This window comes from Curtobacterium pomorum, assembly GCF_044497295.1.
Classification (GTDB): Bacteria; Actinomycetota; Actinomycetes; order Actinomycetales; family Microbacteriaceae; genus Curtobacterium.
Genome location: NZ_CP172409.1, coordinates 2879988 through 2903783, shown reverse-complemented (window position 1 = coordinate 2903783; position 23796 = coordinate 2879988). Strand labels below are relative to the sequence as shown.

General features: G+C 72.4%; 23 protein-coding genes. 10 read left to right on the top strand and 13 right to left on the bottom strand.

What is annotated here, in order from left to right; all coding sequences use genetic code 11:
- The first annotated feature begins 45 nt into the window (after nucleotides 1-45).
- Nucleotides 46-837, top strand: a complete 792-nt coding sequence (locus ACGH48_RS13820) for an NRDE family protein (RefSeq protein ID WP_396288977.1) — start codon at nucleotides 46-48, stop codon at nucleotides 835-837.
- Nucleotides 838-910: 73 nt separating this feature from the next.
- On the opposite strand, the gene ACGH48_RS13815 is transcribed toward ACGH48_RS13820, so the two are convergent.
- Nucleotides 911-1819, bottom strand: a complete 909-nt coding sequence (locus ACGH48_RS13815; protein ID WP_123313921.1) for an SDR family oxidoreductase — start codon at nucleotides 1817-1819, stop codon at nucleotides 911-913.
- Nucleotides 1820-1943: 124 nt separating this feature from the next.
- Between ACGH48_RS13815 and ACGH48_RS13810 the strand changes: the two genes are divergently transcribed.
- The 3 genes from ACGH48_RS13810 to ACGH48_RS13800 all read left to right on the top strand — a co-directional run bounded on the left by ACGH48_RS13810 (nucleotide 1944) and on the right by ACGH48_RS13800 (nucleotide 4582).
- A complete protein-coding gene (locus ACGH48_RS13810) occupies nucleotides 1944-3053 on the top strand; it encodes an LLM class flavin-dependent oxidoreductase (RefSeq protein WP_396288976.1) in 1110 nt (369 codons plus the stop codon).
- Nucleotides 3054-3221: 168 nt separating this feature from the next.
- Nucleotides 3222-3851: a hypothetical protein gene (locus ACGH48_RS13805; RefSeq protein WP_396288974.1), complete on the top strand. Its 630-nt coding sequence runs from the start codon at nucleotides 3222-3224 to the stop codon at nucleotides 3849-3851.
- Nucleotides 3852-4090: 239 nt separating this feature from the next.
- Entirely contained in the window at nucleotides 4091-4582 is a 492-nt protein-coding gene (locus tag ACGH48_RS13800; protein ID WP_123313918.1) for a pyridoxamine 5'-phosphate oxidase family protein, read from the top strand.
- 97 nt (nucleotides 4583-4679) lie between these two features.
- On the opposite strand, the gene ACGH48_RS13795 is transcribed toward ACGH48_RS13800, so the two are convergent.
- Nucleotides 4680-5921, bottom strand: coding sequence for a hypothetical protein (locus tag ACGH48_RS13795; protein WP_396288972.1), 1242 nt, complete (start codon nucleotides 5919-5921; stop codon nucleotides 4680-4682).
- A 206-nt stretch (nucleotides 5922-6127) separates the two neighbouring features.
- Here ACGH48_RS13795 and ACGH48_RS13790 point away from each other — a divergent pair, with 206 nt between their 5' ends.
- Nucleotides 6128-6529: a RidA family protein gene (locus ACGH48_RS13790; protein WP_123313916.1), complete on the top strand. Its 402-nt coding sequence runs from the start codon at nucleotides 6128-6130 to the stop codon at nucleotides 6527-6529.
- Nucleotides 6530-6553: 24 nt separating this feature from the next.
- Here ACGH48_RS13790 and ACGH48_RS13785 read toward each other — a convergent pair whose 3' ends face one another.
- The 5 genes from ACGH48_RS13785 to ACGH48_RS13765 are packed head-to-tail and all read right to left on the bottom strand — an operon-like array spanning nucleotide 6554 to nucleotide 11933.
- Nucleotides 6554-8188: an amidohydrolase family protein gene (locus tag ACGH48_RS13785; protein ID WP_396288971.1), complete on the bottom strand. Its 1635-nt coding sequence runs from the start codon at nucleotides 8186-8188 to the stop codon at nucleotides 6554-6556.
- Nucleotides 8185-8844 carry a bifunctional 4-hydroxy-2-oxoglutarate aldolase/2-dehydro-3-deoxy-phosphogluconate aldolase gene (locus ACGH48_RS13780; protein WP_123313914.1) on the bottom strand — a complete coding sequence of 220 codons (660 nt, stop codon included), beginning with the start codon at nucleotides 8842-8844 and terminating at the stop codon, nucleotides 8185-8187. Before ACGH48_RS13780 ends, ACGH48_RS13785 begins: the two co-directional genes overlap by 4 nt.
- Before the next feature lie 40 nt (nucleotides 8845-8884).
- The gene (locus tag ACGH48_RS13775) at nucleotides 8885-9862 is read right to left on the bottom strand and encodes a sugar kinase (RefSeq protein ID WP_396288970.1); all 978 of its coding nucleotides are present in this window, start codon (nucleotides 9860-9862) and stop codon (nucleotides 8885-8887) included.
- Entirely contained in the window at nucleotides 9859-10704 is an 846-nt protein-coding gene (locus ACGH48_RS13770) for an IclR family transcriptional regulator (RefSeq protein ID WP_340196517.1), read from the bottom strand. Before ACGH48_RS13770 ends, ACGH48_RS13775 begins: the two co-directional genes overlap by 4 nt.
- Nucleotides 10704-11933: an alanine racemase gene (locus ACGH48_RS13765; RefSeq protein ID WP_396288969.1), complete on the bottom strand. Its 1230-nt coding sequence runs from the start codon at nucleotides 11931-11933 to the stop codon at nucleotides 10704-10706. The genes ACGH48_RS13770 and ACGH48_RS13765 overlap by 1 nt, the downstream gene beginning before the upstream one ends.
- Nucleotides 11934-12093: 160 nt before the next feature.
- Between ACGH48_RS13765 and ACGH48_RS13760 the strand changes: the two genes are divergently transcribed.
- Entirely contained in the window at nucleotides 12094-13503 is a 1410-nt protein-coding gene (locus ACGH48_RS13760; RefSeq protein WP_396288968.1) for an MFS transporter, read from the top strand.
- Nucleotides 13504-13688: 185 nt separating this feature from the next.
- On the top strand, nucleotides 13689-14465 hold the full coding sequence (locus ACGH48_RS13755) for an endonuclease/exonuclease/phosphatase family protein (protein ID WP_123313909.1): 777 nt from the start codon (nucleotides 13689-13691) through the stop codon (nucleotides 14463-14465).
- 480 nt (nucleotides 14466-14945) lie between these two features.
- On the opposite strand, the gene ACGH48_RS13750 is transcribed toward ACGH48_RS13755, so the two are convergent.
- The 3 genes from ACGH48_RS13750 to ACGH48_RS13740 are packed head-to-tail and all read right to left on the bottom strand — an operon-like array spanning nucleotide 14946 to nucleotide 17661.
- Complete coding sequence (locus ACGH48_RS13750) at nucleotides 14946-15563, bottom strand: methionine ABC transporter permease (RefSeq protein ID WP_123314086.1); 618 nt, start codon at nucleotides 15561-15563, stop codon at nucleotides 14946-14948.
- 50 nt (nucleotides 15564-15613) lie between these two features.
- Complete coding sequence (locus ACGH48_RS13745; protein ID WP_396288967.1) at nucleotides 15614-16708, bottom strand: methionine ABC transporter ATP-binding protein; 1095 nt, start codon at nucleotides 16706-16708, stop codon at nucleotides 15614-15616.
- Nucleotides 16708-17661, bottom strand: coding sequence for a MetQ/NlpA family ABC transporter substrate-binding protein (locus ACGH48_RS13740; RefSeq protein ID WP_123313907.1), 954 nt, complete (start codon nucleotides 17659-17661; stop codon nucleotides 16708-16710). Before ACGH48_RS13740 ends, ACGH48_RS13745 begins: the two co-directional genes overlap by 1 nt.
- Nucleotides 17662-17807: 146 nt before the next feature.
- Here ACGH48_RS13740 and ACGH48_RS13735 point away from each other — a divergent pair, with 146 nt between their 5' ends.
- On the top strand, nucleotides 17808-18302 hold the full coding sequence (locus tag ACGH48_RS13735; RefSeq protein ID WP_396288966.1) for a 2'-5' RNA ligase family protein: 495 nt from the start codon (nucleotides 17808-17810) through the stop codon (nucleotides 18300-18302).
- A gap of 146 nt (nucleotides 18303-18448) precedes the next feature.
- Here the strand turns inward: ACGH48_RS13735 and ACGH48_RS13730 are convergent, their stop codons facing one another.
- The 3 genes from ACGH48_RS13730 to ACGH48_RS13720 form a co-directional block, all read right to left on the bottom strand.
- Nucleotides 18449-19696, bottom strand: a complete 1248-nt coding sequence (locus ACGH48_RS13730) for an FAD-binding protein (protein ID WP_396288964.1) — start codon at nucleotides 19694-19696, stop codon at nucleotides 18449-18451.
- A gap of 41 nt (nucleotides 19697-19737) precedes the next feature.
- On the bottom strand, nucleotides 19738-21219 hold the full coding sequence (locus ACGH48_RS13725; RefSeq protein ID WP_396288963.1) for an MDR family MFS transporter: 1482 nt from the start codon (nucleotides 21217-21219) through the stop codon (nucleotides 19738-19740).
- Between the two features lie 132 nt (nucleotides 21220-21351).
- A complete protein-coding gene (locus ACGH48_RS13720; protein WP_228511574.1) occupies nucleotides 21352-21633 on the bottom strand; it encodes an acylphosphatase in 282 nt (93 codons plus the stop codon).
- A 166-nt stretch (nucleotides 21634-21799) separates the two neighbouring features.
- On the opposite strand from ACGH48_RS13720, the gene ACGH48_RS13715 reads away from it, so the two are divergent.
- Together ACGH48_RS13715 and nadA are read left to right on the top strand one after the other, a co-directional pair.
- Nucleotides 21800-22534: an NrtR DNA-binding winged helix domain-containing protein gene (locus ACGH48_RS13715; protein WP_123313903.1), complete on the top strand. Its 735-nt coding sequence runs from the start codon at nucleotides 21800-21802 to the stop codon at nucleotides 22532-22534.
- Nucleotides 22507-23778: a quinolinate synthase NadA gene (nadA, locus tag ACGH48_RS13710; RefSeq protein WP_396288962.1), complete on the top strand. Its 1272-nt coding sequence runs from the start codon at nucleotides 22507-22509 to the stop codon at nucleotides 23776-23778. The genes ACGH48_RS13715 and nadA overlap by 28 nt, the downstream gene beginning before the upstream one ends.
- The last annotated feature ends 18 nt before the right edge of the window (nucleotides 23779-23796 follow it).

The window sequence follows — 23796 nt, the reverse complement described above, 5'->3', positions numbered from 1 at the left end:
TTCACGTCGCTCACGCTACCGGGGGCACGTGCGAGGATCGACGGCATGTGCACCGTCGTCGTCCGCGTCGACCCCGGGTCCGCGTGGCCCGTCACCGTGCTCGCCCTGCGGGACGAGTCGCCCGAGCGGCCCTGGGACCCGCCAGCGGCGTGGTGGCCGGACCGCGACCCCGGGGTCCGCGGTGTCCGCGACCGTGCTGCTGGCGGTGCGTGGCTCGCGGCCTCGGACCGCGCCGGACTCGCGGTCGTGCTGAACCGCGGCGAGCCGGTGCCGACCGCCGACGGGACGTGGACGACCCGGGGAGTGGTGCCGGTCGACGCCGTCGCCGACGACCTGTTGCCCGGACACGACGGCACCCTGCCGACCACCCGCGCGTTCAACCTGGTGCGGGCGACCGCCGACGGCGCAGCGGTCCTGACCTGGGACGGCACGCGGGTCCGCACGACCGAGCTCGGCCCGGGCGTGCACATGGTGACGCACGGTGAACCGGACGACCCGTCGTCGCCGCGCATCGGCCGCTGGCTGGAGGCCTTCCGCGCGGTCGACGCCCCGGTCGGTCCGCCGGTGCTCGGGCCGTTCGACGAACTCCGCTCGGTGGACGCCGGCGACGACGCCGGGGACGGCTGGGGCGGGTGGTTCGGCGTCCTGGCCGAGTCCGCTGCGCTGCCGAGCGACCACCCCGACGCGATCCTCCGCGACGCCCACGAGGCCGAGGGGCACATGACCACGCTGTCGATCGTCGCCGCGGCGATCGGCGCGGAGCGCACGGTCCTCCAGCACGCCCGCCTGACCGAACCCGGTCGGCTGGACGGGTCCGTGGAGCTGCACCGCGCCTGACGCGAGCGGCGCGCCGGACGTGCCACGGGCCTCCCGGCCGCGTGCCGCGCACCGTGCGAGCCACGCCCCGCGCTCAGAGCGGCGGACGCGTCCCGGTGAGGTCCTCGGCGACGGCCCAGAGCGAGCGGGCGAGATCCGCGCTCCGCGCCGAGCCGGGGATCGAGACGGCGGTCGTCGGTCCGGTCAGGCCGAAGGGGCCGGCCGGGCCGTAGTACGCGCCGCCGACCGCGTTCGGGCCGACCGCGGCGTAGAGCAGCGGCTCCGTGCCCTGCTCGACCGCCTGCGTGAAGGGGAGCGCACGGTTGCTCGACCGCACCGGCTTCGCACGGCCGAGTGAGCGGCCCGCCGACTGCAGGTTGGTGCGCGTGTAGCCGGGGTGCGCCGCGGTGCTGACCAGGGTGCGGTCCGCCTCGACGGTCAGCCGGTGCAGGTGCAGCGCGAGGAGCAGGTCGGCGAGCTTCGACTGGCCGTATGCGCGCCAGCCGTTGTAGCCGCGTTCCCACTGCAGGTCGCCGAACCGGATCCGGCCGGGGATCGCCGCGAGGCTCGACATCGTCGTGACCCGCGGTGCCTCGGCACGGAGCAGCGACGGCAGCAGCAGGTTCGTCAGCGCGAACGGGCCGAGGAAGTTCGTGCCGAACTGCAGCTCGAAGCCGTCGACCGTCTCGAACCGCTGCGGTGGCGCCATGACGCCGGCGTTGTTGACCAGGACGTCGATCGGTCGGTCCTCGTCGACGATGCCCGCGGCGAAGCGTCGCACGCTCGCCAGGTCCGCCAGGTCGAGTTCGCGCACCTCGACGTCGGCCTGCGGGTGGGCGGCGCGGATCTCGGCCGCGGCGGCGTCGCCCTTCTCCGTGCTGCGGACGGCGACCACGACACTGGCACCGGCGGCGGCGAGGCGGGTCGCGGCTTCCTTCCCGGTGCCGCTGTTGGAGCCGGTGACGACGATCCTGCGTCCGGTCTGGTCAGGGAGCTTCGGCATGCGGGCGACCGTACACGCGGGCGCTGGCCGTGCCAGCCTGGCCGCGCTGGCCGTGCCGGCTGGCCGGACTGCCCCGGTCGTGGTAGGTTGATGCAAACGCATGGAAATGCGATCAGGAGGAACCATGAGCAACGCATTCGGCACCGACCGCCCCTCGGACGTGCCGCCGCCCGCACCCGAGCGGATCGGCCCCGTGCAGCTCGGCATCGACACCTTCGGCGACGTCACCGAACTCGCCGACGGCACGCTGCAGTCCGACGCGCAGAGCATCCGCGACGTCGTCGACCAGGCCGTCCTCGCCGACCAGGTCGGCATCGACTTCATCGGCGTCGGCGAGCACCACCGCGCCGACTTCGTGGTGAGCGCGCCCGAGGTCGTCCTCGCCGCGATCGCCGCACGCACCGAGCGCATCCGCATCGGCTCGGCCGTGACCGTGCTGTCCTCCGACGACCCGGTCCGCGTGTACGAGCGGTTCGCCACCGTCGACGCGATCTCGAACGGTCGTGCCGAGGTCATCCTCGGCCGTGGCTCGTTCACCGAGTCGTTCCCGCTGTTCGGCTACGAGCTGAGCGACTACGAGGTCCTGTTCGAGGAGAAGCTGCAGCTCTGGGCTGCCCTGCGCGGCGGCGACGCCGTCACGTGGTCCGGCACGAAGCGCGCCGGCCTGGTCGACCAGGACGTCTTCCCGAAGCTCGAGCACGGCGCCATCCCCACCTGGATCGGCGTCGGCGGCTCGCCGCAGTCGGTCATCCGCGCGGCGTCGTACGGCCTGCCGCTGTTCCTCGCCATCATCGGCGGGCAGCCGGCGCAGTTCGCCCCGTTCTCACGGCTGTACCGGCAGGCGCTCACGCAGCTCGACCTGCCGCAGCAGCCCATCGCGATGCACTCGCCGGGCTTCGTCGCCGCGACCGACGAGGAAGCCGCCGAGCGCTACTGGCCGTACCACAAGGCCGTCACCGACCAGCTCGGTCGGGAGCGCGGCTGGCCGCCCCTGGACGTCGCGGGCTACCGCGCCGGCCTGTCCGCCGGCGGCTCGCTCTACGTCGGGTCGCCCGAGACGGTGGCGCGGAAGGTCGCCCGGAACATGCGGATCCTCGGTGCCTCGCGGTTCGACATGCGGTACGCGACCGGTCGCCTGCCGCACGAGGACATGCTGCGGTCGATCGAGCTCTACGGCACCCAGGTCGCGCCCCGCGTGCGCGAGCTGCTCGCCGAGCCCGTCCCCGTCCCGTAAGCGGTCGGAGCGGTCGGCGCGGATGGCCGGGTCCCCCCCCCCCCGCGAAAGCGACAGATCGCCGCGGAACGTTCGCGGCGATCTGTCGCTTTCGGGAATCGGTCGGACGGGAGGCCCGGGTCGACTCCGTCGGTCCGGCTCACGGGGGCGCCGGGTACGGTCCACGGCATGCCGTCACGTCCCAGCAACCCTCCCGTCGAGCGCCGGTTCCGCGGTCGGATCATGGGCGTCGGGACCACCTCCGGCGTCCGGATCGTCGTCGGGATGTGGGACCGCTCGCCCTTCGGCGCGTTCACCGACGTGTTCCTGGAACTCCCCGACGGCACCAGCGTGCTGCTCGCGCCGGACGAGATCGTCGCCGCGTACGTCTCCGGCACCTACCGCTTCGACACCGTGTCCGTGGTCGACGTCCGGGCGCGACGGACGGCCCGCGGTCTGGAGCTCGACGCCGGCGCCCTGCAGGTCTCGGTCGACGTCGGCACGATCTCGCCGCTCGGACGCCTGCTCCGCATCGTGCCGAAGCCCGTCGCCCGCGATCCCCGCTGGCTCGCCGCCATCGACCCGATCGCCCGGCTCGTCGCACCCGGTTCCGGCACCGCCGGTTCGGCAGGGAACGGCCGGCGCGAGTACTACGGCGTGACCGGGGCGCACGACGTCACCGGTGTGCGCGGGACCTGGGCGGGGGAGCCCCTCGGAACGCTCGCGCCGCTCGACCCACCCGTCGCGTTCGGCTTCGCCTCGATGCCGCGGGTCCCGCAGGTCGTCGACGTCGAGACCACCATCCGCGAGCCCGCCTGACCCTCGCCGGCCCGCGCATGCGCACGAACCGCGCTGGACGGTGGCACAGGCCCTGCGAGCCGGCCACCCGCCCGTCCGGACGTTCCCGCGGGAGCCGGCGCGGGCCTCCCGGTCGGGGTGGAGCCGTCGCGTGCCGGACGCGCCCAGCGTGGAGGGGCACACTGGCGGGAACGGTACGGCCCCGCCGGACCCGCGGTCGAACGTCGGGACGGGTGGGGCGCACGACGCAAAGGAGCATCATGACCGACACGCAGACGGACCAGCGCGCCGCCATCTCGGACATCGTCCACGGCGCCCACACGGCACTGCTCACCACGGTGAGCGAGGACGGGAGCCTGCACGCCCGGCCCCTCGCCGTGCAGGACAAGACGTTCCACGGGACCCTGCGGTTCCTGGTGCAGGACGGCAGCGAGAAGGTCGAGGACATCGCTCGGAACCCGCACGTCAACGTCGCCATCGAGTCGCAGGGCGGGTACCTGTCCATCGCCGGGACCGCGACCGTGACGCAGGACGACTCGGTCGTCGACGAGCTCTGGTCCCCGTTCGCCGAGGCCTGGTTCCCCGAGGGGCGTCAGGACCCGTCGATCCGACTCCTCACCGTCGAAGGGGTCTCGGTCGAGTACTGGACCCAGGACACCGGCCCCGTCGGCAGCCTGGTGCAGATGTTCAAGGCCGCGCTCGGCAAGCAGAGCCAGCCGGACACCGGCGACCACGGGACCGTCGAGCTGTAGCGTCCGGGTCCGACGCTGAACGACGAACCCGTTGTCGTACGACAGCGGATTCGTCGTTCCGCGTCGGAACCGCCGCGAGAGCCGCCGTCGGCGACCGCTACGGAGGGCCGAGCAGCCAGAGCACCGCGACGAGCACCGGCTGCCCGGCCAGCGCCGCGGTGACGAACGTCCACCGCATCCAGGGCTTCGCGACGAGCTCCGGCGAGCCGAACAACGGCGCCAGGGGCATCAGCAGCCGCGGGGTCGAGGCCATCGGCAGCGACACCGCGAAGATGTACAGCGCGTACGCGGCCGAGTACAGCACGGTCGTCGACCCGAGCCGCTTCGTCGACCGGCGGAGCAGCCAGATCGGGAACCCGACCAGCAAGAACACCACGATGAGGATCCCGCCGACGCCGAGCCAGCGCCCCGCGATGAGGAACCACGGCGACAGCGGCACGAAGTCCACGCGGCCGATGAAGTTCACCCACCAGGACATCTCGGTCTCGAGGTAGGCGTTCGGCGTCCCGGTCACGTGCGACGCGATGACGGGCCACGCGAGTCCCGCCGCGACCATCACGACGCCTGCGGCGACGACCTGCACCTGTTCACGGAGCGGGAACGTGTTGAGCACACGCCCGGTCTCACGGCGCGCCCGGACCCACCGCACCAGGGCGATGACCCCGAGCACGAGCGGGACGGCCAACGCACCCGGACGGGTGAAGGCGGCGGCGACCCCGAGCACGGTGAGCAGCCCGTACCGCCGACGCTCCAGGGCCAGCAGTGCGCCGAACGTGAGCGCGAGGAACATGCTCTCCGCGTAGCCGACCTGCAGCAGGAACGACAGCGGACCGCACGTGAAGAAGAAGACCGCCCACATCGCCGCGGCGTTGCCCGCACGGTCACGGACGAGACGGTGCAGCAGGTAGGTCGCCAGCAGGCCGGCGAGGACGGAGATGAGCGGTGCGCCGACGGTGAACGGCAGCCCGGTCGAGGCCGTGAGCATCCGGATCGTGAACGGGAAGGCCGGCAGGAAGGCCCAGGCGTTCTGGGCCACGTTGCCGAGGGCGTCGACCGGCAGCACGTCGGGGTAGCCGTGCAACGAGATCTGCTCGTAGTACTGCCCGTCCCAGGCGGTGAGGAACGCCGTGAAGCCGTGCTCGTTGCCCCAGATGGCGTTGTCCGGCATCGCCCTGCCGATGAGCGGGTACGCGAGCGCCAGCCAGAGCGTCGACACGATCCGGCCGCCGGTCCAGACGAGCAGCACGGCCGCCCACGCCGGCAGGGAGGTGACGGTGTCGAGTGCGCGGCGCCGTCCGCTCGCGGCGGTCCCGGTGACCGCGCCGTCCAGCCGGCTCACGCGCGCGCTCGGCGGCGTTCGGGCAGGGAGGACGGCACCCGGCCAGGGTAGTCGCCCTCCACCTGGGTGGTCGGTGCGGCACCCCGGACGGGAGGCACGCCCCGCGTTCTGCAGTGCGGAAAGCGTCGGTCGCGTGGTCGGCGCCACCGCGTGGCCTCCGCCTAGCCTGGAGTCTCCGCCGACGACCGACGAACCCAGGAGCAACCGTGCCGAACCCCACCGCGCCGAAGACCGCCATCGTGACCGACGACGCCCCGAAGCCCGCCGGACCCTACAGCCAGGGCATCGTCGCCAACGGCTTCATCTACACCGCCGGGTTCGGCCCGCAGGACCCCGCCACCGGCGCGATCGCCGACGACGTGGCCGGACAGACCGCCCAGGTGCTGGCCAACGTCGCAGCGGTCCTCGCCGAGCACGGTGCCACCCTCGACGACGTCGTGAAGTCCACGGTGCACCTCGAGCACTCCGACCGCGACTTCCCGGCCTTCAACGAGGAGTACGCGAAGCACTTCTCGCAGCCGTACCCGGTCCGCACGACCGTGCAGTCGCACCTGGCGAACATCCTGGTCGAGATCGACGTCGTCGCGGTGCTGCCCAGCGCCTCGTGACGACCCGGCAGGCTGTGTGAAGCCTCACCGGCCCCCGGTGCCTGCTGCTCCCTGCTCGTGGTCGATCCGACCCGGACGGCGACGCAGCCCGGCGCCGGGGGTCGCGTGCGTCAGGCCACCGTCGACGAGCACGGGGACGCCGGCGACGAGGACGTCGTCGATGCCCTCGGCCAGGCGCATCGGTTCGTCGTAGCTCGACCGCGCCGCCACCCGATCGGGATCGACGACCACCAGGTCCGCGACCGCCCCGACCGCCACCGTGCCGCGTCGGCCGAGCCCGAGTCGCTCGACGGCGGTCGTCGACAGGTGCCGGGAGGCCTCGCACCACGTCAGGAGCCCGGTGCGCGCGAAGTCCTGCAGGTAGCGCGCGAACGTGCCGTACGCCCGGGGGTGCGGGTGCGTGCCCACGAAGATGCCGTCGGACCCGGCCGTGTGCCCGGGCAGCCGGAAGAGCGGCGCGAGGTCGTCGGCGGTCCGGGGTCGGGGGACGCGCATCACGGCGGTGACCTGCAGCGCCGAGTCGACCAGGACGTCGAGCGCCAGGTCGACCGGATCCGTCCCGGTGGCCTCGGCGGCGTCGGCCAGGGTCCGTCCCTGCAATGCGTGGAACTCGGCGGCGGGCACGTGCGACAGCGTGATCTGCTCGGCCCATCCGGTGCCGAGGTCGGCGCGGGACAGCACGCGGTCGAGCACGGCGGCACGGACCGCGGCGCGACCCCCGTCGTCGGCGATCGCGTGGGCGAGGTCCTCGGTGCCGGGCCGGGCGAGGGCCGCGGGCAGGAGCAGCATCGACAGGATCGTGCAGCCGCGCGAGTACGGGTAGGCGTCGAACGACATCGGGGCGCCCTCGGCCTCGAGCGCGGCGAGTGCCGTCACCGCGAGGTCGACGGGGGCGTGCAGGTGGGAGACGTGCGCCCGGACACCCGACCCACGCACGATGGCGGCGATCTCGTCGAGGCCTGCGCGGGCGTTGCCCTCGTAGCCACCGCGCATGTGCGAGACGTACAGGCCGTCGACGGCGGCGACCTCGGTGCAGAGCGCGGTGAGCTCGGCGGTGTCGGCGAACAGGCCGGGGACGTAGTCGAGCCCCGTCGCCAGACCGACCGCTCCGTCCGCGAGGCCGTCGCGCACGAGCTCGCGCATCGCCGCCAGCTGTGCGCTGTCAGCCGGCCCCGGGTCGTCGCCCATGACCTGGTGACGGACCGTGCCGGCGGGGACGAGTGTCGCGACGTTGATCGGGGTGGTGCCGTCGTAGGTCGCCAGCAGCCCGTGGACCCCGCCACCCCGGTAGGACGGGTGGGGCCCGTCGATGGCGGCGAAGTACGTGTCGGCGTACGAACCGTCGCCCGGGGCCGGCCCGACGCCGTCCTGTCCGGTCACGATCGTGGTCACGCCCTGCCGCAGGAGCGCGAGCTGCACCCCCTCGTCGAACACGAGCGAACCGGCGTGCGAGTGCGCGTCGACGAAGCCCGGCAGCACCAGGCGACCGTCGCAGTCGATCACGTGCGCGTCGACGGGGGCGTCCAGGTCCGGGCCGAGGGCGCGGATCACGGCGTCGGCGACGAGGACGTCGGCGCGCACCGGAGCGCCGTCCACGCCGAGCACGGCCCCGCCGCGCAGCAGGACCGGACCGCCGGTCGTGCTCCCCGGGACGGTCATCGGTCGAGCGCCGCGACGAGGCGGCCGGCCCGCGCTCGCAGGGCGTCGAGGTCGCCCGAGGTCAACGCGTCGCCGACGAGCGGGGAACCGAGCCCGACGGCGACCGCGCCGGCGGCCAGGTAGTCCGGGGCGTCGTCGACACCGATGCCGCCGGTCGGGATGACGTCGACGAAGTCGAGTGGTGCCAGGACCTGCCGCAGGAACGCGGGGCCGCCGAGCTGCGCCGCCGGGAACACCTTCACCGCACGGGCGCCGAGCTGCCAGGCGCGGACGATCTCGGTCGGGGTCGCGGCGCCCGGGTACCACCCGAGGCCGCGCTCGTGCGCCCGCTCACCGAGTTCGGCGTCGAGGTGCGGGCTCACCGCGAACGAGGCTCCGGCCGCGGCGGCCTCGTCGAGCTGGCGGACGTCGAGCACGGTGCCGACGCCGATCGAGGCCGCGGAACCGTACCGCTCGACCGCCCAGGCGATGCCCTCGCGCCACCGCGGGGTGTTCGTGGTGATCTCGATGGCCGTCACGCCGGACTCGACCAGCGTGGCGACGACGGCCTCGACGTGGTCGCCGGTGCCGCCGCGGAGGATCGCGATCGCCGGACCGGCCTGGTGGCGGTGCCGCGCACCGGCGTGCTGCTCGGTGCTCGTGGTGTCGTTCGTCATGGTGCGCTTCCTCGAGTGGTGGTTTGCGGCGGGCACGGCGTCAGCGGTCGACGCGGTCGTGCACGGCGTGGTCGGTGTCCGACGGGTCCGGAGCGTGGTGCAGTGCCTCGGGGTCCGGGCGGCGCCAGTCGCTCTCGACGGTGCAGGCGAGTGCGCCGGCGTCGGCGGCTCGGTCGAGTGCCTCGGCAGCATCCGCTCCGCCCAGGCTCGCCGCGAGCCACCCCGCGACGAAGGCGTCACCGGCACCGACCGGGTCGACGACGCGCACCGGGGTCGCGGGTCGCCGGAGGAACACGCCGTCGATCGACGCCACCGCGCCGCGGGAGCCGAGCTTGACGACCGCGCGGCCCCGTCCCAGTGCGGCGAGCTCGTGCGCGAGCGATTCCTCGTCGTCGTCCTGCTCGTCACGGCCGAGCACGAGCCGTGCCTCGTCGTCCCCGGCGAAGACCACCGTGGAACGGGCGGCGACGGCCCGGTACCGGTCACGTGCAGCGTCGGCGCCGATGAGCTTCGGTCGGTGGTTGACGTCGAAGGACACCGGCACGCCAGCGGCGGACGCCCGGTCGAGGGCTGCGGTCACGGTGTCCCGCGCGGACTCGGAGAGCGCGAGGGTGATGCCCGTGACGTGCACGAGCGCCGCCGTCTCGACGATGCTGCCGGGCAGGTCGGTCGCCGTCAACGCCGACCCGGCCGAACCCCGGCGGTGGTAGGTGACCCGCGTGCGGCCGTCGAGCAGCCGCTCCTTCATCATGATGCCGGTGGAGCGTTCGGCGTCCGGGACGGCGAGGACGTCGACGCCTTCGTTCCCGATGTCGGCGGTGACCCGGTCGCCGGCGGGGTCCGTGCCGACCCGACCGAGCCACGTGGCCGGCACCCCGGCGCGGACCAGACCGATCGCGACGTTGCTCTCGGCTCCGCCGGTGTCGACCCGCATGTGCTCCAGGTCCGGCACCGCACCGACGTCGCGCCCGGTCAGGAGCAGCATCGTCTCGCCGAACGTCAGCACCGAGCCGGTCACCGGGCACTCCGCGCGAGTGCGAGCTGCGCCGACGAGGACCCCAGCGCGACCGAGATCTCGTGCGCGGTCCGCACGACGCCGTCGCCGAGTTCGCGGACCGCGGCTGCGGGGAACCGCGACGCGAGCCCCGAGATGCTCATCGCGCCGACCACCTGGTTCGCGTGGTCGAACACCGGGGCGGCGACGCACCGGATGTCCGGTTCGTTCTCGCGGTCGTCGATGCCGTACCCGCGACCGTGTGTGCGGTCGACCTCGTGCCGCCAGCGGTCGTCGTCGGTGATGGTGTGCTCCGTCATGACCTGGGCCGGTTCGGCGAGCACGCGGTCGAGCAGCTCCGGTTCGCCGAACGCGACGATCGCCTTGCCGGAGGCGGTGTTCCGCATGGGCAGGCGGTTGCCGATGCGCGACCCCATCCGCACCGTGCCGCGGGTCTCGACCTTGTCGACGTAGACGATGTCGGTGCCGTCGGGCACCACGAGGTGGCACGTCAGCCCGGTCTGCTCCGCGGTCCGGCGCAGGAACGGTGCGGCGGCGGAGCGCAGGTCGATGCCCTCGAGGTAGCTCTGCCCGAGCAGCAGGGCGCCGAGCCCGAGCGTGAACCCGGCATCCGGGGTGCGGCGCAGCAGGTCGTTCTCGAGCATCGGGGCGGTCAGCCGGAGCACCGTCGACTTCGACGTGCCGAGCTCGTCGGCCAGCACGGACAGGCTCACGGACACCGCGCCGCTGCGGGTGCGGTCGGCGATGCAGTCGAGCAGGCGGAGCCCGCGGCGCAGCGACAGCGCAGCGTTGCGCGCGGGTCCGTCGCCGTCCGTCGGCGCCGGGACAGCCGTGGTCGCGCGCATCAGAACCACGTCGCGATCGTCCGGAGCACGGTGTCGTCGTCGGCGAGGACGTGCACCTGCCGCCACTTGTCGAACACCGTGCAGGGGTGCGAGATCCCGAACACGACGACGTCGCCGGGCGTGAGCTCGGGGGCCCCGTCCGCCAGCGCGAGGTAGCAGTGCTGGTCGTCGAGGCGGGTGACGGTGACCGCCCCGGGAGGTGGGACGACCTGCGCGGCGCCCGCCGTGCCTCCTGGCCGGACCGCCCGCACGACCGGCAGCCCTTCGTCGAAGGAGATGTCGCGCTTCCCGACCGCGACGAGGGCGAGCCCGGGCTCGGGGCAGGACGTGACGCGTCCCCACACCTCGATCGCGGCGACGAGCGATCCCTCGGCCGGGTGCCGGCCGAAGGGCGTGCGCTCGGCGTAGAAGCCGTCGTCGTGGGTCAGGTACGCACCCGAACGCAGCAGCACGTCGAGGTCGTCCGTGCGTCGTGCGACGGCGTCGACGACGGCGTCGAACCAGGCGCTGCCGCCCATGCTGAGGAGCCCGCGACCGTCGACGAGCCCGCGGACGTCCTCGGCGACGTCGAGCACGCCGTCGACGTACTCGCGCGCAGCGTCGACGCCGGGCAGCCCGCCTTCGTACCCGGAGACACCGCGGAGCGCGAGCCCGGCGTCGTGGGCGAGGCGCGCGAGGGCACGCGCGTCGTCAGGGGAGCGGACCCCGGTGCGGCCGCCCGGGAACCCGAGTTCGACCAGGACGTGCAGCTCGCCGCCGACAGCCCCCTGTGCGGCGACCGCGGCGGCGACACCCGCTGCGGAGTCGACGGAGCAGAGGACGTCGGCGTCCGGGTCGACCGTGCGCCGGGACGCGAGCCAGGCGAGGCCCGCGGGGTCGAGGACCTCGTTCGCGACGAGGATGCGGTGCACGCCGTGCTCCCACGCGACCATCGCCTGCTGGACGGACGCGACCGTGACGCCCCAGGCCCCGGCGTCGATCTGCCGCGCGGCGAGGTCCGGCGCCATGTGGGTCTTCATGTGCGGCGCGAACAGCAGGCCGTGGCGGTCGACGTAGGCCTGCATGACGGCGGTGTTGTTCGCCAGGGCGGACTCGCGCAGGGTCATCACGGGCAGGTGGGCGTGGTCGAGGACGTGGTGCGGCGTGCTCGCTGCCGGATCCCAGGCGCCCTTCGTGGTCACGGTCCCGGTCACGGTCCCGGCCCCGGTCGTCGTGTCGGCGTCGGTCATCGGTGGGCCTCCTGTCGTCGCGCTGCCCCCACGCTCCCGCTCGGCGCACCGCCGGGGCAACGCGCTGGTGCGCATCATTCTGCAATGCACAACCAGGCGGCGGAAGCATGCGACGCGGATCGTCGCGTGACGCCGCAGTGGGCATAGCCTTTGACGCGACATGGCGACGATGACGACGACACCCAGACGACGGACGGGCAGCACGGCGGTCGCCGTGCTCGTGGCGGGCACCTTCTTCATGGAGCTCCTCGACGGCACGATCCTGGCGACCGCAGCACCGGCGATGGGACGCGACCTCGGCGTCGACTCCGCCGCCGTCGGCGTCGCGATCACCGCCTACCTGGTCACACTGGCGGTCTTCATCCCCGTCTCGGGCTGGCTCACCGACCGGATCGGGTCCCGCACGGTCTTCGCGGGCGCGATCGCCCTCTTCACGATCGCGTCGGCGCTGTGTGCGATGTCGACCGGCCTCGTCGACCTGACGCTCTGGCGCATCCTGCAGGGGCTCGGCGGTGCGCTCATGGTGCCCGTCGGCCGGCTCGTGGTGCTGCGGAGCGCCGGCCGCGAGCAGCTCGTCACGGCCATCGCGATCCTGACCTGGCCGGCGCTGGCCGCACCGATCATCGCCCCGTTCATCGGCGGCGTGCTCGTCGACACCCTCACGTGGCACTGGATCTTCCTGATCAACATCCCGCTCGGCGTCATCGCGTTCGTCGCCGCGCTCGTGCTCGTCCCGCAGGAGCGCGCGGCGCAGCGCGTGCCGTTCGACTGGTTCGGGTCGTTGCTGGCGTGCTTCGGCCTCGGGTCGCTCGTCGTGATGGCGTCCCTGCTTGCGCTCGACGTCATCCCGGTCCTGGCCGTCATCGTGTCCGGCGTCGTCGGAGCCGTCTGCTGCTGGTTCGCGATCCGGCACTTCCGCCGGGCACCGCACCCGATCATGGGGCTCGAGGCGTTCCGGCTCGAGACCTTCCGGGTGTCGCACGCCGGCGGCAGCCTGTTCCGGCTGGCGGTCTCCGCGGTGCCGTTCGTGCTCCCGCTGCTGTTCCAGGACGCCTGGGGCTGGAGTGCCGTGCTCGCCGGGTCCGCCGTGCTGTGGGTCTTCGTCGGCAACCTCGGCATCAAGCCGATGACGACCCCGTTCCTGCGCTGGTTCGGGTACCGCCCGGTGATCATCGTGTCGAGTGCCGTCGCGGCGCTGACCGTCGTCGCGATGGCGTTCATGGCCGAGGACACCCCGTTCTGGCTGCTGGCCGTGCTGCTCGTCGTCAGCGGAGCCGCCCGTTCCGTCGGGTTCACGGCGTACAACACCATCGCCTTCGCCGACGTCGAGCAGGCCGACATGACCCCCGCGAACACCCTCTCGTCGACGCTGCAGCAGACCGCCGCCGGCTTCGGCGTCGCCGTCGCCGCGGTCGTCATCCGGGCGGCCGGTGGGCTCGGTGGCGACGGCCCGTACACCGTCGCGTTCTGGGTCATCGCGGCGCTGCTCGCCGTCGCGTGCGTCGAGGGCATCCTGATGAGCCGCACAGCGGGGGACACCGTCCGCCCCGCCCGCCGTATCCGCGCCTGATCCATACCACACCGCGCAGCGCTGCCGGTTCCGCGCGGCCGCGCGCACGCCCCGCGGGGCTGTCCGTTTCCGTCACGGTCACACGCGCGAAACCCGACAGGCGTTACAGTCTCAGCATCCGTTTGCGAACGCCGAGTACGGTTACCGCGGCAGGGTGACCCGGACCACCCGGACAGGAAGGCAGCATGGCCGCGCCAGAACAGCAGAGCACGATCGCCACCGACGCAGGCGTGCCGCCCACTGCCCTCCGGGTCGTCAGCTACAACCTCCGCGAGCACACCGCGAACGGTGAACTCGCCGCCCTGGCCGAGGCCTCCGACGCCGACGTCATCTGTGTGCAGGAGTGCGACAGCAACGACCTGGCGCCGTCGATCGGCGGGCTCTCACTCGCCGCGTCGACCCGTACGAACCGCCTCGGACTCGCCATCTACAAGCGCGACGACCGCTTCGAGGTGCAGGACTTCAGCATCCACTCGCTGCAGAAGTCCCTGCACGACCGGGTCCTCGCGCCCGCGCACGAGCGGCTCATCGCCATGCACCTGCGCGACAACGAGGCCGACGCCGAGGTCGTCGTCGCCTCGTTCCACGCCTCACCGCTGACCGCGACGAACTCACTGCGCCGCAAGCAGATCGAGGCGGCGCACCAGTTCCTGCGCGAGCTGGCGAAGGACGTCCCCGCCGTCATGGTCGGCGACTTCAACTACCCCTGGTTCCAGACGAACCTGCGTCGCAAGATCGAGCAGCACGGCTTCGCGCTGTCGCTCTCCGACCAGCCGACCTACCTGCGCTACCGCAAGTTCACGGGGCACTTCGACTTCGCGACGAGCGTCGGGCTGCACATCGCCGGGGTCGAGACCCTGCCGGCGGGCATCTCCGACCACCGTCCGATCCTGGTGCGTGCGCACTACGAGCACCCCGGAGCGACCGGCACCGTCGAGACCGTCGAGTCCCCGGCCGCCTGACCCGGCCCGGCCCGGCCCGGCCCGGCTCGCCCCGCTCCGCCCGCCCCGAGGTTCCAAGATCTCGGCATCTCGGCGCTCGCGGCGGGCGTTCGTGGAACCTCGGCGGATTGCGTGCGGCGAGTCGTGGAACCTCGGCGCCGGACCGAGCAGAGACGGCATCGAGCGGCGACCAGGACCCGTCCCGTCCGGGCCGCCCGGCCCGCTGCCCCGACACTCCGAGATTTCGGAACCTCGAGGGCCCCAGCGGGCGTTCGTGGAACCTCGGCAGATCGCTCGCGGCGCGTCGTGGAACCCCGGCGGACGTGAGCGGCGCGTCGTGGAAGCCGGTGACCGCTCGGCGGACGACGCGGGGCGCGCCCGCAACGCGGCAACGCACTGGAGGCCCGGTGCCGGTTCCAGGAACCGGCACCGGGCCTCCAGGCAGTCACGTCCACGGCACGTGCCGAGCTCGCAGCACACGCCGCGCGGGACGCGCCCGCGTCAGCGACGCAGGGTCGCGCGCGCCAACCGGTTGCCGACGAACTGGCCGAGCTGCACGATGACGACGATCGCCGCCACCGACACGTAGACGATCCACCAGTCGTACCGCTGCGAGCCGTAGGTGATCGCGTACTCGCCGAGTCCTCCGCCACCGATCAACGCACCCTGCGCCGTCATGTCGACGATGCCGATGTAGATGAAGGTGTAGCCGAGGATGAGCGGCCCGAGGCCCTCCGGGATGAGGACGGTCAGCAGGATCGAGACCGGGTGTGCGCCCGACGCCCGCGCCGCCTCGACGACGCCGGGGTCCACCGCGAGCAGGTTCTGCTCGACGATGCGCGACACCGCGAAGGCCGCTGCCAGCGAGATCGCGAACGTCACCGCGGGGACGCCGATCGTGGTCTGCACCACGACGCGGGACAGCGGGGCGATCGCGGCGAGGAAGATCACGAACGGGATCGGCCGGACCAGGTTCACGACGACGTTGATGATCGTGTACGCGGTGCGGTTGCCGAGCAGGTTGCCCGGTCGGGTCGCGTAGAGCAGCAGTCCGAGGGCGAGTCCGATGATCCCGGCGATGACGAGCGACACGAGCGACATCACGATGGTGTCGCGCATGGCGGCCAGGAAGACGTCGAACGTGTCGATCACGCTCTGGAACGAGTTGTTCACGCTGCTGCCTCCTCGTCGGTCGTGACCCCGTCGGCGCGCAGGGCGGCGACGGCGCGGTCGACGGCGTCGGGCGCACCAGCACCAGCACCAGCACCAGCACCAGCACCCCCGCCAGCACCAGCACCCCCGCCGGCGGTCAGCTCGTAGGTGAGCGACCCGATCCGACGCTCGCGGATCTCGCCGACCCCGCCGTAGACGAGCTCGGCGGTGACCCCGGCGGACCGGAACACGGCGTCGATCCGGTTCTGCAGCCCGGCCTCGTCGGTGATCTGCACGGTCACCAGGCGCCCGGGGTGCCGTTCGCGCAGGCGAGCGAGCGTGTCCGGAGACGGGCGGTCGTGCAGCGCGGTGCGGACGAACCGCTGCGCAGCACCCGTCTTCGGGGCGGAGAACACGTCGTAGACGTCCCCGACCTCGACGACGCGTCCCTGCTCCATCACGGCGACGCGGTCGGCGATCTGGCGGACGGCGTCCATCTCGTGTGTGATGACGATGATGGTGACGCCGAGTTCCTTGTTCACGCGGCGGAGCAGCCCGAGCACCTCGGAGGTGGTCTCCGGGTCCAGGGCGCTGGTGGCCTCGTCGGCGAGCAGCAGGTCGGGCGACGCTGCGAGCGCGCGGGCGATCCCGACGCGCTGCTTCTGCCCACCGGACAGCTGCTCCGGGTAGGCGTGGGCGCGCTCGAGGAGCCCGACGAAGTCGAGCAGCTCCGCGACGCGACGGTCGCGTTCGTCCTTCGGCACGCCGGCGACCTTGAGCGGGTACGCGACGTTGCCGGCGATGGTGCGGGACCGGAACAGGTTGAACTGCTGGAAGATCATCCCGATGTTGCGACGCGCCAGACGGCGGTCCCGCTCGGGGATCGCCGTCAGTTCCTTGCCCGCCACGGTGACGGTCCCGGAGCTGGGGAGCTCGAGTGCGTTCACCAACCTGACCAGGGTGGACTTGCCGGCACCGGAGTACCCGATGACGCCGAGGACCTCTCCCTGGTGCACGTCCAGGGAGACGTCCTCGACGGCCACCACGGTCTCGCCGGTGTCGGCGCGGCGGTAGTGCTTCGAGACGCCGCGGAGTTCGACGAGGACCGGCACTACTCCGCTGCCGCCTTCGCGTCCGACTCGACCGTCGCGAGCTCCTTCTGCAGCGAGGCCGCGCTCTCGTCGCTCGGGACGGCGTCCGGGTAGTCCTTCGCGAAGACCTTCTGCACGGCGTCGTCCTGGAACAGCTCCGCCAGGTCGAGGTACGTCTTGTTGTCCTTGTCGGCGTCGCGGACGGCGAAGACGTTCACGTACGGGGCGGCCGAGGCGCTCTTCGGGTCGTCCTGGAAGATCGCGTCCTTGGTGTCGAGCCCGGCGGAGGTGGCGTAGTTCACGTTGACGATCGCACCCTCGACGGAACCCTGCTGCAGGGCGTTGGCGGTCTGCGAGGCGTCGAGCGTCTGCACGTCGACCTTGTGCGAGGTGATGTCGGCCGTCGTCGAGAAGGCGTTGCCGCCGTCCTTGAGCTCGAGCAGGTCAGCGGCCTGCAGGACCAGGAGCGCACGCGCCTCGTTGATGGCGTCGTTCGGGATCGCGACCTTCGCGCCGTCCTCGAAGTCGGCGACGTCGGAGACCTTCGTCGAGTAGAGCGGCAGCGGGTAGACGGCCGTCGCGCCGATCGGCTGCAGGTCGTCGTCCGAGGTGACGTTGTAGTTCGCCAGGTACTGGATGTGCTGGAACTGGTTGATGTCGATCTGCTCGTCCTTGAGCGCAGGGTTCGGCAGCGAGTAGTCCGAGAAGTTCTGGAGCTTCACGGTGACGTTGAGCTGCTCCTTGGCGGCCTTCACGTACGTGTTCCAGTAGGGCAGCGACTTGTCCGAGACACCGATGGTGACGGTCTTCGGCGCAGCGTCACCGGCGGCAGCGCCACCGCTGTCGCCACCGGAGCGCACGACTCCGACGATGACGGCGACGACGATCGCCACGACGACGATGACGGCGGCGATGATCCAGCCGATCGGGCGCTTGCCCTTCGGCTTCTCGGGCAGTGCAGGGGCTGCGGACATGCTGGTGCTCCTCGTGGGCCGTGCTGTGCGGGGGAGCCGCGGTGGTCCGCGGCGTGGAGTCGAGTGTGACGGGAGCGAGTCCACGGTGCGAGTTCCGTTCCGCCGTGTTACATCGCCGTCACGGGGTCCCTTGGTTCACTCGGTACGTGCGCAGCATCGAACTCGTCCTCGACGGCCCCTCGGACGCAGTGGTCCGGGCGCTCTGGCAGACCCTCGTCGCCGCGGAGCTGCCGAGTCTCGGCCACTCGGGCACGAACGACCCGCACGTCACGCTCGTGGCCGGCGAGGCCCTGCCCGTCCCGCCGGACCTCGACGTCGCGGTGCCCGAGACCGTGCGCGTCGCCGGCGTCCTGCTCTTCCCCGCCGGCCCCGGTCGACACGTGCTCGGCCTCGGTGTGGTCGTCGACGAGCCACTCGCCCGCTTCCACCGCGCGCTCGACGCCGCCGCTCCGGGATCGCTCGACTCGTCGCGACCCGGCCACTGGGCGCCGCACGTCACCCTCGCTCGGCGCATCCGCGACGTCGACCTGCCCGCGGCGCTCCGCGTCCTGGCCGCGGACGCACCCCTGCCCGAGGTGCTCACCGTGGGCGGTCTCCGCCACTGGGACGGGGATGCGAAGGTGGTCACCCGCCTGCAGTGAGGGCCGTGGCGGACCGGCACCGGGCCTCCCGGTCGGGTCGGCAAGGGCCTGCGGAATCAGGTTCCGGACACGGAACTGCGCAATCGCGTGGTGCTGTGTCCGGAACCTGGTTCCGGAGCGCAGCAGGGCTGGACGGGAGGCCCGGGTCAGGCCCGCAGGACCCGCTCGCCGAACGCGGATGCGAACGTCCGGTCCGGGTCGGCTCGTGCGATCAGGTCGCGGACGTCCGCCACCCGTGGGTACAGCTCCGCGATCGCGTCGCCGTCGAGCGAGCTCATCTTCCCCCAGTGCGGTCGCCCGTCGAACGGCGCCAGCCGCGCCTCGAGGTCGGGCAGCAGCGCGGCGACCGCCTCCGGGTGCTTCTGCCAGGTGAACGCGATGCAGAGCACGTCCTCGCCCTGGGTCGGGCTCAACCAGAGGTCGTCGGCGGCCATCGTCCGGAGCTCGCACACGTGCAGGTGCGGCTGGATGCGGTCGGCCAGTCCGCGCAGCGCGTCGAGTGCCGCGGCCGCGTGCCGGAGCGGGACGAAGTGCTCGCTCTGCACCTCGGACCCGTGGCTCGGTACGGACTCGATCGCGAAGTGCGGCAGACGGTCCCACCACGGTCCCACCGAGCCGTCACGCGCCGTGTGGTGGCCGTCGCCGGGGGAGCCGGGCAGCCGGGGTGCGCCGAACAGGTCGTCCGGCACGGGGACGTCGTCGGCACCGGCGGGCACCCGGGACTTCACGAGTGCCTCGCTGACCTCGTCGCCGAACACCGTGTAGGCGCACACCGAGTACCCGGCGGCGTGGACCTCGGTGACGTGGTCGGTGAACGTGCTCCACGGGAACGGCCCGTACGAGTCCTGTCGCATCCGGTACGCGGGCTCGAGGTCGAGTGTGACGCGGGTCACGATACCGAACAGCCCGAGGTGCAGGACGGTGCCGGGGAACGCCGGGTCGGCGCGGTCGACGGTCCGGAGCGAACCGTCGGGACCGAGCAGTTCGAGGGACCGGACCGCGGTGGTGAGCGAGCCGAGGGTGGTGCCGGAGCCGTGGGTGCCGGTGGCGACCGCGCCGCCGACGGAGATGTGCGGGAGCGACCCCATGTTGTGCAGCGCGAACCCGGCGCGGTCGAGGTCGGGGGCGACGTCGCCGTAGCGGGTGCCGGCGCCGAGCGTCGCGGTCCGCCGGTCGGGGTCGACGACCAGGTCGGTCGGGATGGCGGTCAGGTCGAGCAGGACCCCCGGGGCGTCGGCGGAGTCGTTGAACGAGTGCCGCGTGCCGAGTCCGTGCACCCGGGGGGAGCGGGCGACGACCTCGGCTGCCTCGTCGATCGAGGCCGGACGCACGACCCGCTCGGCCGTGTAGGTGACCGTGCCGGACCAGTTCAGTTCGCTCGCCGTCGACCGCATGCCGCCCACGATGCCACGAGGACCCGTGGGCGGCACCGCGGTCAGTGCACGGGCGGGGGCGTCGGCGCGCCCTCGGGCACCGCCGGACGGGTGACGAAGACCGACGCCAGGATGCCGAACAGCGAGATCACCGCGCCGACCAGGAACGCGGTCTTCACGCCGGAGGCGGTCGCAGCTGCCACGGCGTCCGCCCCGGCACCGGTCGCTGCGGTGGCGGCGCCGATCGTGAGCAGGGTGACGAACAGGGCGGTGCCGGCGGCTCCGGCGAGCTGCTGCGCCGTGCCGAGGACGGCGCTGCCGTGCGAGTAGAGCTTCGGGGGGAGTCCGCCGAGCGCCGCCGTGAACAGCGGGGTGAAGGTGAGCGCCAGGCCGATGCTCAGCACGACGTGCGCCCCGAGGACGAACCACACGCTGGTGTCCACGCCGACCGTGGAGAGCGCCCAGAGCACCGCGCTGACGATGATCGAGCCGGGGATGAGCAGCACGCGCGGGCCGCGACGGTCGTAGATGCGCCCGACGACGGGGGAGAGGAGCCCCATGAGCAGCCCGCCGGGGAGCAGCAGCAGTCCGACGTTCAGGACCTCGAGCCCGAGGACGCGCTCCAGGTAGATCGGCAGCAGGATGAGCGTGCCGAACATCGCCATGAAGCTCAGCGCCATCGCGACGATCGGGACGGTGAAGCCGCGGGTCTGGAAGGTGCGCAGGTCGAGCAGGGCGCTGTCGGTGCGCTGCAGGCGGGTCTGCCGGACGATGAACAGCGCCAGGGCGACGGCACCGACGACGAGCGCGGTGACCGGGACGAACAGGCCGGTGGTGCCGGCCTCGCCGATGCTGGACAGGCCGTAGACGATCCCACCGAACGCGAACGCCGACAGGATCACCGAGAACACGTCGAGCGGTGCCCGGCGGGGCGTCGAGACGTTGCGGACCTTCACCATGCCGAGGATGAGCGCGGCGATCGCGATCGGCAGGACGAAGCCGAACAGCCAGCGCCACGAGAACGCGTTGAGGATGAGCCCGGAGATCGTCGGGCCGATGGCCGGCGCGACCGAGATGACGATCGAGATGTTGCCCATGATGCGGCCGCGGTGGGCCGGGTCGACGAGGGTGAGCACGGTCGTCATCAGGAGCGGCATCATGATCGCGGTGCCGCTCGCCTGGACGATGCGGCCGACGAGCAGCAGCGTGAACCCGGGCGCGAGCAGGGCGATCAGGGTGCCGGCCGAGAACAGGCCCATCGCCCAGACGAAGACGGGCCGGGTGTTGAACCGCTGCAGCAGGAACCCGGTGATCGGGATGACGACCGCCATCGTGAGCAGGAAGCCGGTGGTCAGCCACTGCCCCGTCGCCGCACTGATGCCGAGGTCGTCCATCAGCCGCGGCAGGGCCACGCCCATGATCGTCTCGTTGAGGATGACGACGAACGCGGAGACGAGCAGCAGCCCGATCACGAGTCGGGTCTCGGCAGCGGTCGGTTGCGAGACGCTTCCCGTGCGGGGGGCGGAATCGACGGCCTGGGTCATGCGGGAGCTCCTGGTGGATCACGACTGGTGGAACGAGGTGGCGCGGAACGCGCAGACAGGGCAACCGCCTGAGTGGATTCGATTATTCCGCTTCGCGCCGACATCCGCGGGTGAACGGTCGGCGCGACCGGGTCAGTGCAGGATCGCGAACCCGTCGGCGTCGCCGTGCGGCACGACGGGCCGGAGCTCGACGTCGGTCACGGTGGCCGACGGTGGTCCGCTCCGCAGGCACTCCATCAGCGTCTCCACGGCGACCGACGGCCCCTCGGCCTCGACCTCGACGGTGCCGTCCCAGAGGTTCCTGGCGTACCCGACGAGGTCGAGCCCGTCGGCCTTCCGTGCGGTCCAGTACCGGAAGCCGACCCCCTGGACGGTCCCCGACACCACGGCATGCATCCTCGTCACCGTCGTCATGAACCTCACCGTATCCACGCGGGGCGTCCCGGAGTTTTCGGCCGCGTGACGATCTGTTTCCGGTTCGTGACGACCGGCGACCCCCGAGGGGCGCGGCACAGCGTTCAGCAGTGATAGTGTCATCGCAACCCGAACACTTCGGGTCAACATGACACGAAGGTCCAGCATGGACGAAGCAGGCATCCGCGTCGCGGTCTCGACCGTGATCGTCGCGCTGCGCCCGCACCCCGACACCGGAGCGCCGGCGCTGTGGATGCCGCTGGTGCGCCGGATCGCCGAGCCGTTCGAGGGGTCGTGGGCGCTGCCCGGCGGCTGGGTCGGCGTCGACGAGGGCCTCGAGGACTCCGCCGCCGCCCGCCTGCGCGAGACGACGAACGTCCAGCCGCGGTACCTCGAGCAGCTCTACGCGTTCGGCGACGTCGGACGCTCCCCGAGCCGGGTCGTGTCGATCGTGTACTGGGCGCTCGTGCACCCCGACGAGGCGAACGTGGTGCCGGACGACTGGAACGTCCGCTGGTTCCTCGCCGACGAGCACCCGCCGCTCGCCTTCGACCACGACCGCATCGTGGAGTACGCGCTCTGGCGGCTCCGCACCAAGATGTCGTACTCCCGCATCGCCCAGGCCTTCCTGGGGGACCGGTTCACCCTCGCCGAGCTGCGCGGGGTGTACGAGGCGGTGCTCGGGCGCGCGCTCGACCCCGCGAACTTCCGTCGGCAGGTCGAGAAGACGGACGCGATCCTGCCGACCGACGAGACCACGAGCGGGGGTCGGCACCGTCCGGCCCGGCTGTACCGCTCGAACCCCGACCTGGCCTACGCGGACAACGGCCCGCTGCAGCAGGGCACACCACCGCAGAACCGACAGGAACCACCGTGTCCATCGCGACGACCATCGAACTGATCTCGAACGGCAAGGCCGGCGGCACCACCTGCACGCCCGACCTCGCTGTGCCCACGTGGGACTTCGACTCCCGGCCCGGGTACGGCCCGGGCTCGTCGATGACCGACGTCATCCCGACGAGCGCACCGCGCCAGGGCGTGCTGCCGGACGAGTACAAGACCGCGCCGACCGACGAGCTGCACGAGCGCATCGAGCGGGCGAAGGCCACGCTCGGCGACCGGGTCGTCGTCCTCGGGCACTTCTACCAGCGCGACGAGGTCGTCCGGCACGCGGACTTCCTCGGCGACTCGTTCCAGCTCGCCAACGCGGCGCTGACGAAGCCCGACGCCGAGGCCATCGTGTTCTGCGGCGTGCACTTCATGGCCGAGACCGCCGACATCCTCGCCCGCGACGACCAGCGCGTCATCCTGCCGAACCTCGCCGCGGGCTGCTCGATGGCGGACATGGCCGACATCGACAGCGTCGAGGCCGCCTGGGCCGAGCTCACCGCGGTCTACGGCACGGAGCCCGACGCCGACGGCCGGGTCCCCGTCATCCCCGTCACCTACATGAACTCCGCCGCCGATCTCAAGGCCTTCTGCGGGCGCAACGGCGGCATCGTCTGCACCAGCTCGAACGCCGCGACGGTGCTCGAGTGGGCGTTCGAGCGCGGGCAGCGCGTGCTCTTCTTCCCGGACCAGCACCTCGGCCGCAACACCGCCAAGGCCATGGGGATCAGCACCGACCTCATGCCGATGTGGAACCCCAGGAAGCCCCTCGGCGGCAACGAGTCGAGCGACCTCGAAGCGGCGAAGGTCATCCTCTGGCACGGCTTCTGCTCGGTGCACCGTCGCTTCACCGTGGACCAGATCGAGCAGGCCCGACGCGAGCACCCCGGCGTGCAGGTCATCGTGCACCCGGAGTGCCCGATGGCGGTCGTCGACGCCGCCGACCACGCCGGCAGCACGGACCTGATCCGGAAGACCGTCGCCGCGGCCACCGAGCCGACCACGTTCGCGATCGGCACCGAGATCAACATGGTGAACCGGCTCGCCGCCGAGTACCCGCAGCACACGATCTTCTGCCTCGACCCGGTCGTCTGCCCGTGCTCGACGATGTACCGGATCCACCCGGGCTACCTCGCCTGGGTCCTCGAGGCACTGGTCCGCGGCGAGGTCCTCAACGAGATCGTCGTGCCCGCCGACGTCCAGGCCGACGCGAAGGTCGCGCTCGAGCGCATGCTCGCGGCCAAGCCCCGCGGCTGAGCCCCGAGAGCCCCGAGC

Coding starts and splice junctions, on each gene's coding strand:
- ACGH48_RS13805 (WP_396288974.1), top strand. CDS start 3,222: ATGCCGTCACGTCCCAGCAACCCTCCCGTCGAGCGCCGGTTCCGCGGT.
- ACGH48_RS13770 (WP_340196517.1), bottom strand. CDS start 10,704: ATGCGCGCGACCACGGCTGTCCCGGCGCCGACGGACGGCGACGGACCC.
- ACGH48_RS13750 (WP_123314086.1), bottom strand. CDS start 15,563: ATGCGCGACACCATCGTGATGTCGCTCGTGTCGCTCGTCATCGCCGGG.
- ACGH48_RS13810 (WP_396288976.1), top strand. CDS start 1,944: ATGAGCAACGCATTCGGCACCGACCGCCCCTCGGACGTGCCGCCGCCC.
- ACGH48_RS13730 (WP_396288964.1), bottom strand. CDS start 19,696: ATGCGGTCGACGGCGAGCGAACTGAACTGGTCCGGCACGGTCACCTAC.
- ACGH48_RS13820 (WP_396288977.1), top strand. CDS start 46: ATGTGCACCGTCGTCGTCCGCGTCGACCCCGGGTCCGCGTGGCCCGTC.
- ACGH48_RS13785 (WP_396288971.1), bottom strand. CDS start 8,188: ATGACCGTCCCGGGGAGCACGACCGGCGGTCCGGTCCTGCTGCGCGGC.
- ACGH48_RS13720 (WP_228511574.1), bottom strand. CDS start 21,633: ATGACGACGGTGACGAGGATGCATGCCGTGGTGTCGGGGACCGTCCAG.
- ACGH48_RS13780 (WP_123313914.1), bottom strand. CDS start 8,844: ATGACGAACGACACCACGAGCACCGAGCAGCACGCCGGTGCGCGGCAC.
- ACGH48_RS13715 (WP_123313903.1), top strand. CDS start 21,800: ATGGACGAAGCAGGCATCCGCGTCGCGGTCTCGACCGTGATCGTCGCG.
- ACGH48_RS13800 (WP_123313918.1), top strand. CDS start 4,091: ATGACCGACACGCAGACGGACCAGCGCGCCGCCATCTCGGACATCGTC.
- ACGH48_RS13725 (WP_396288963.1), bottom strand. CDS start 21,219: ATGACCCAGGCCGTCGATTCCGCCCCCCGCACGGGAAGCGTCTCGCAA.
- ACGH48_RS13765 (WP_396288969.1), bottom strand. CDS start 11,933: ATGACCGACGCCGACACGACGACCGGGGCCGGGACCGTGACCGGGACC.
- ACGH48_RS13760 (WP_396288968.1), top strand. CDS start 12,094: ATGGCGACGATGACGACGACACCCAGACGACGGACGGGCAGCACGGCG.
- ACGH48_RS13755 (WP_123313909.1), top strand. CDS start 13,689: ATGGCCGCGCCAGAACAGCAGAGCACGATCGCCACCGACGCAGGCGTG.
- ACGH48_RS13740 (WP_123313907.1), bottom strand. CDS start 17,661: ATGTCCGCAGCCCCTGCACTGCCCGAGAAGCCGAAGGGCAAGCGCCCG.
- ACGH48_RS13815 (WP_123313921.1), bottom strand. CDS start 1,819: ATGCCGAAGCTCCCTGACCAGACCGGACGCAGGATCGTCGTCACCGGC.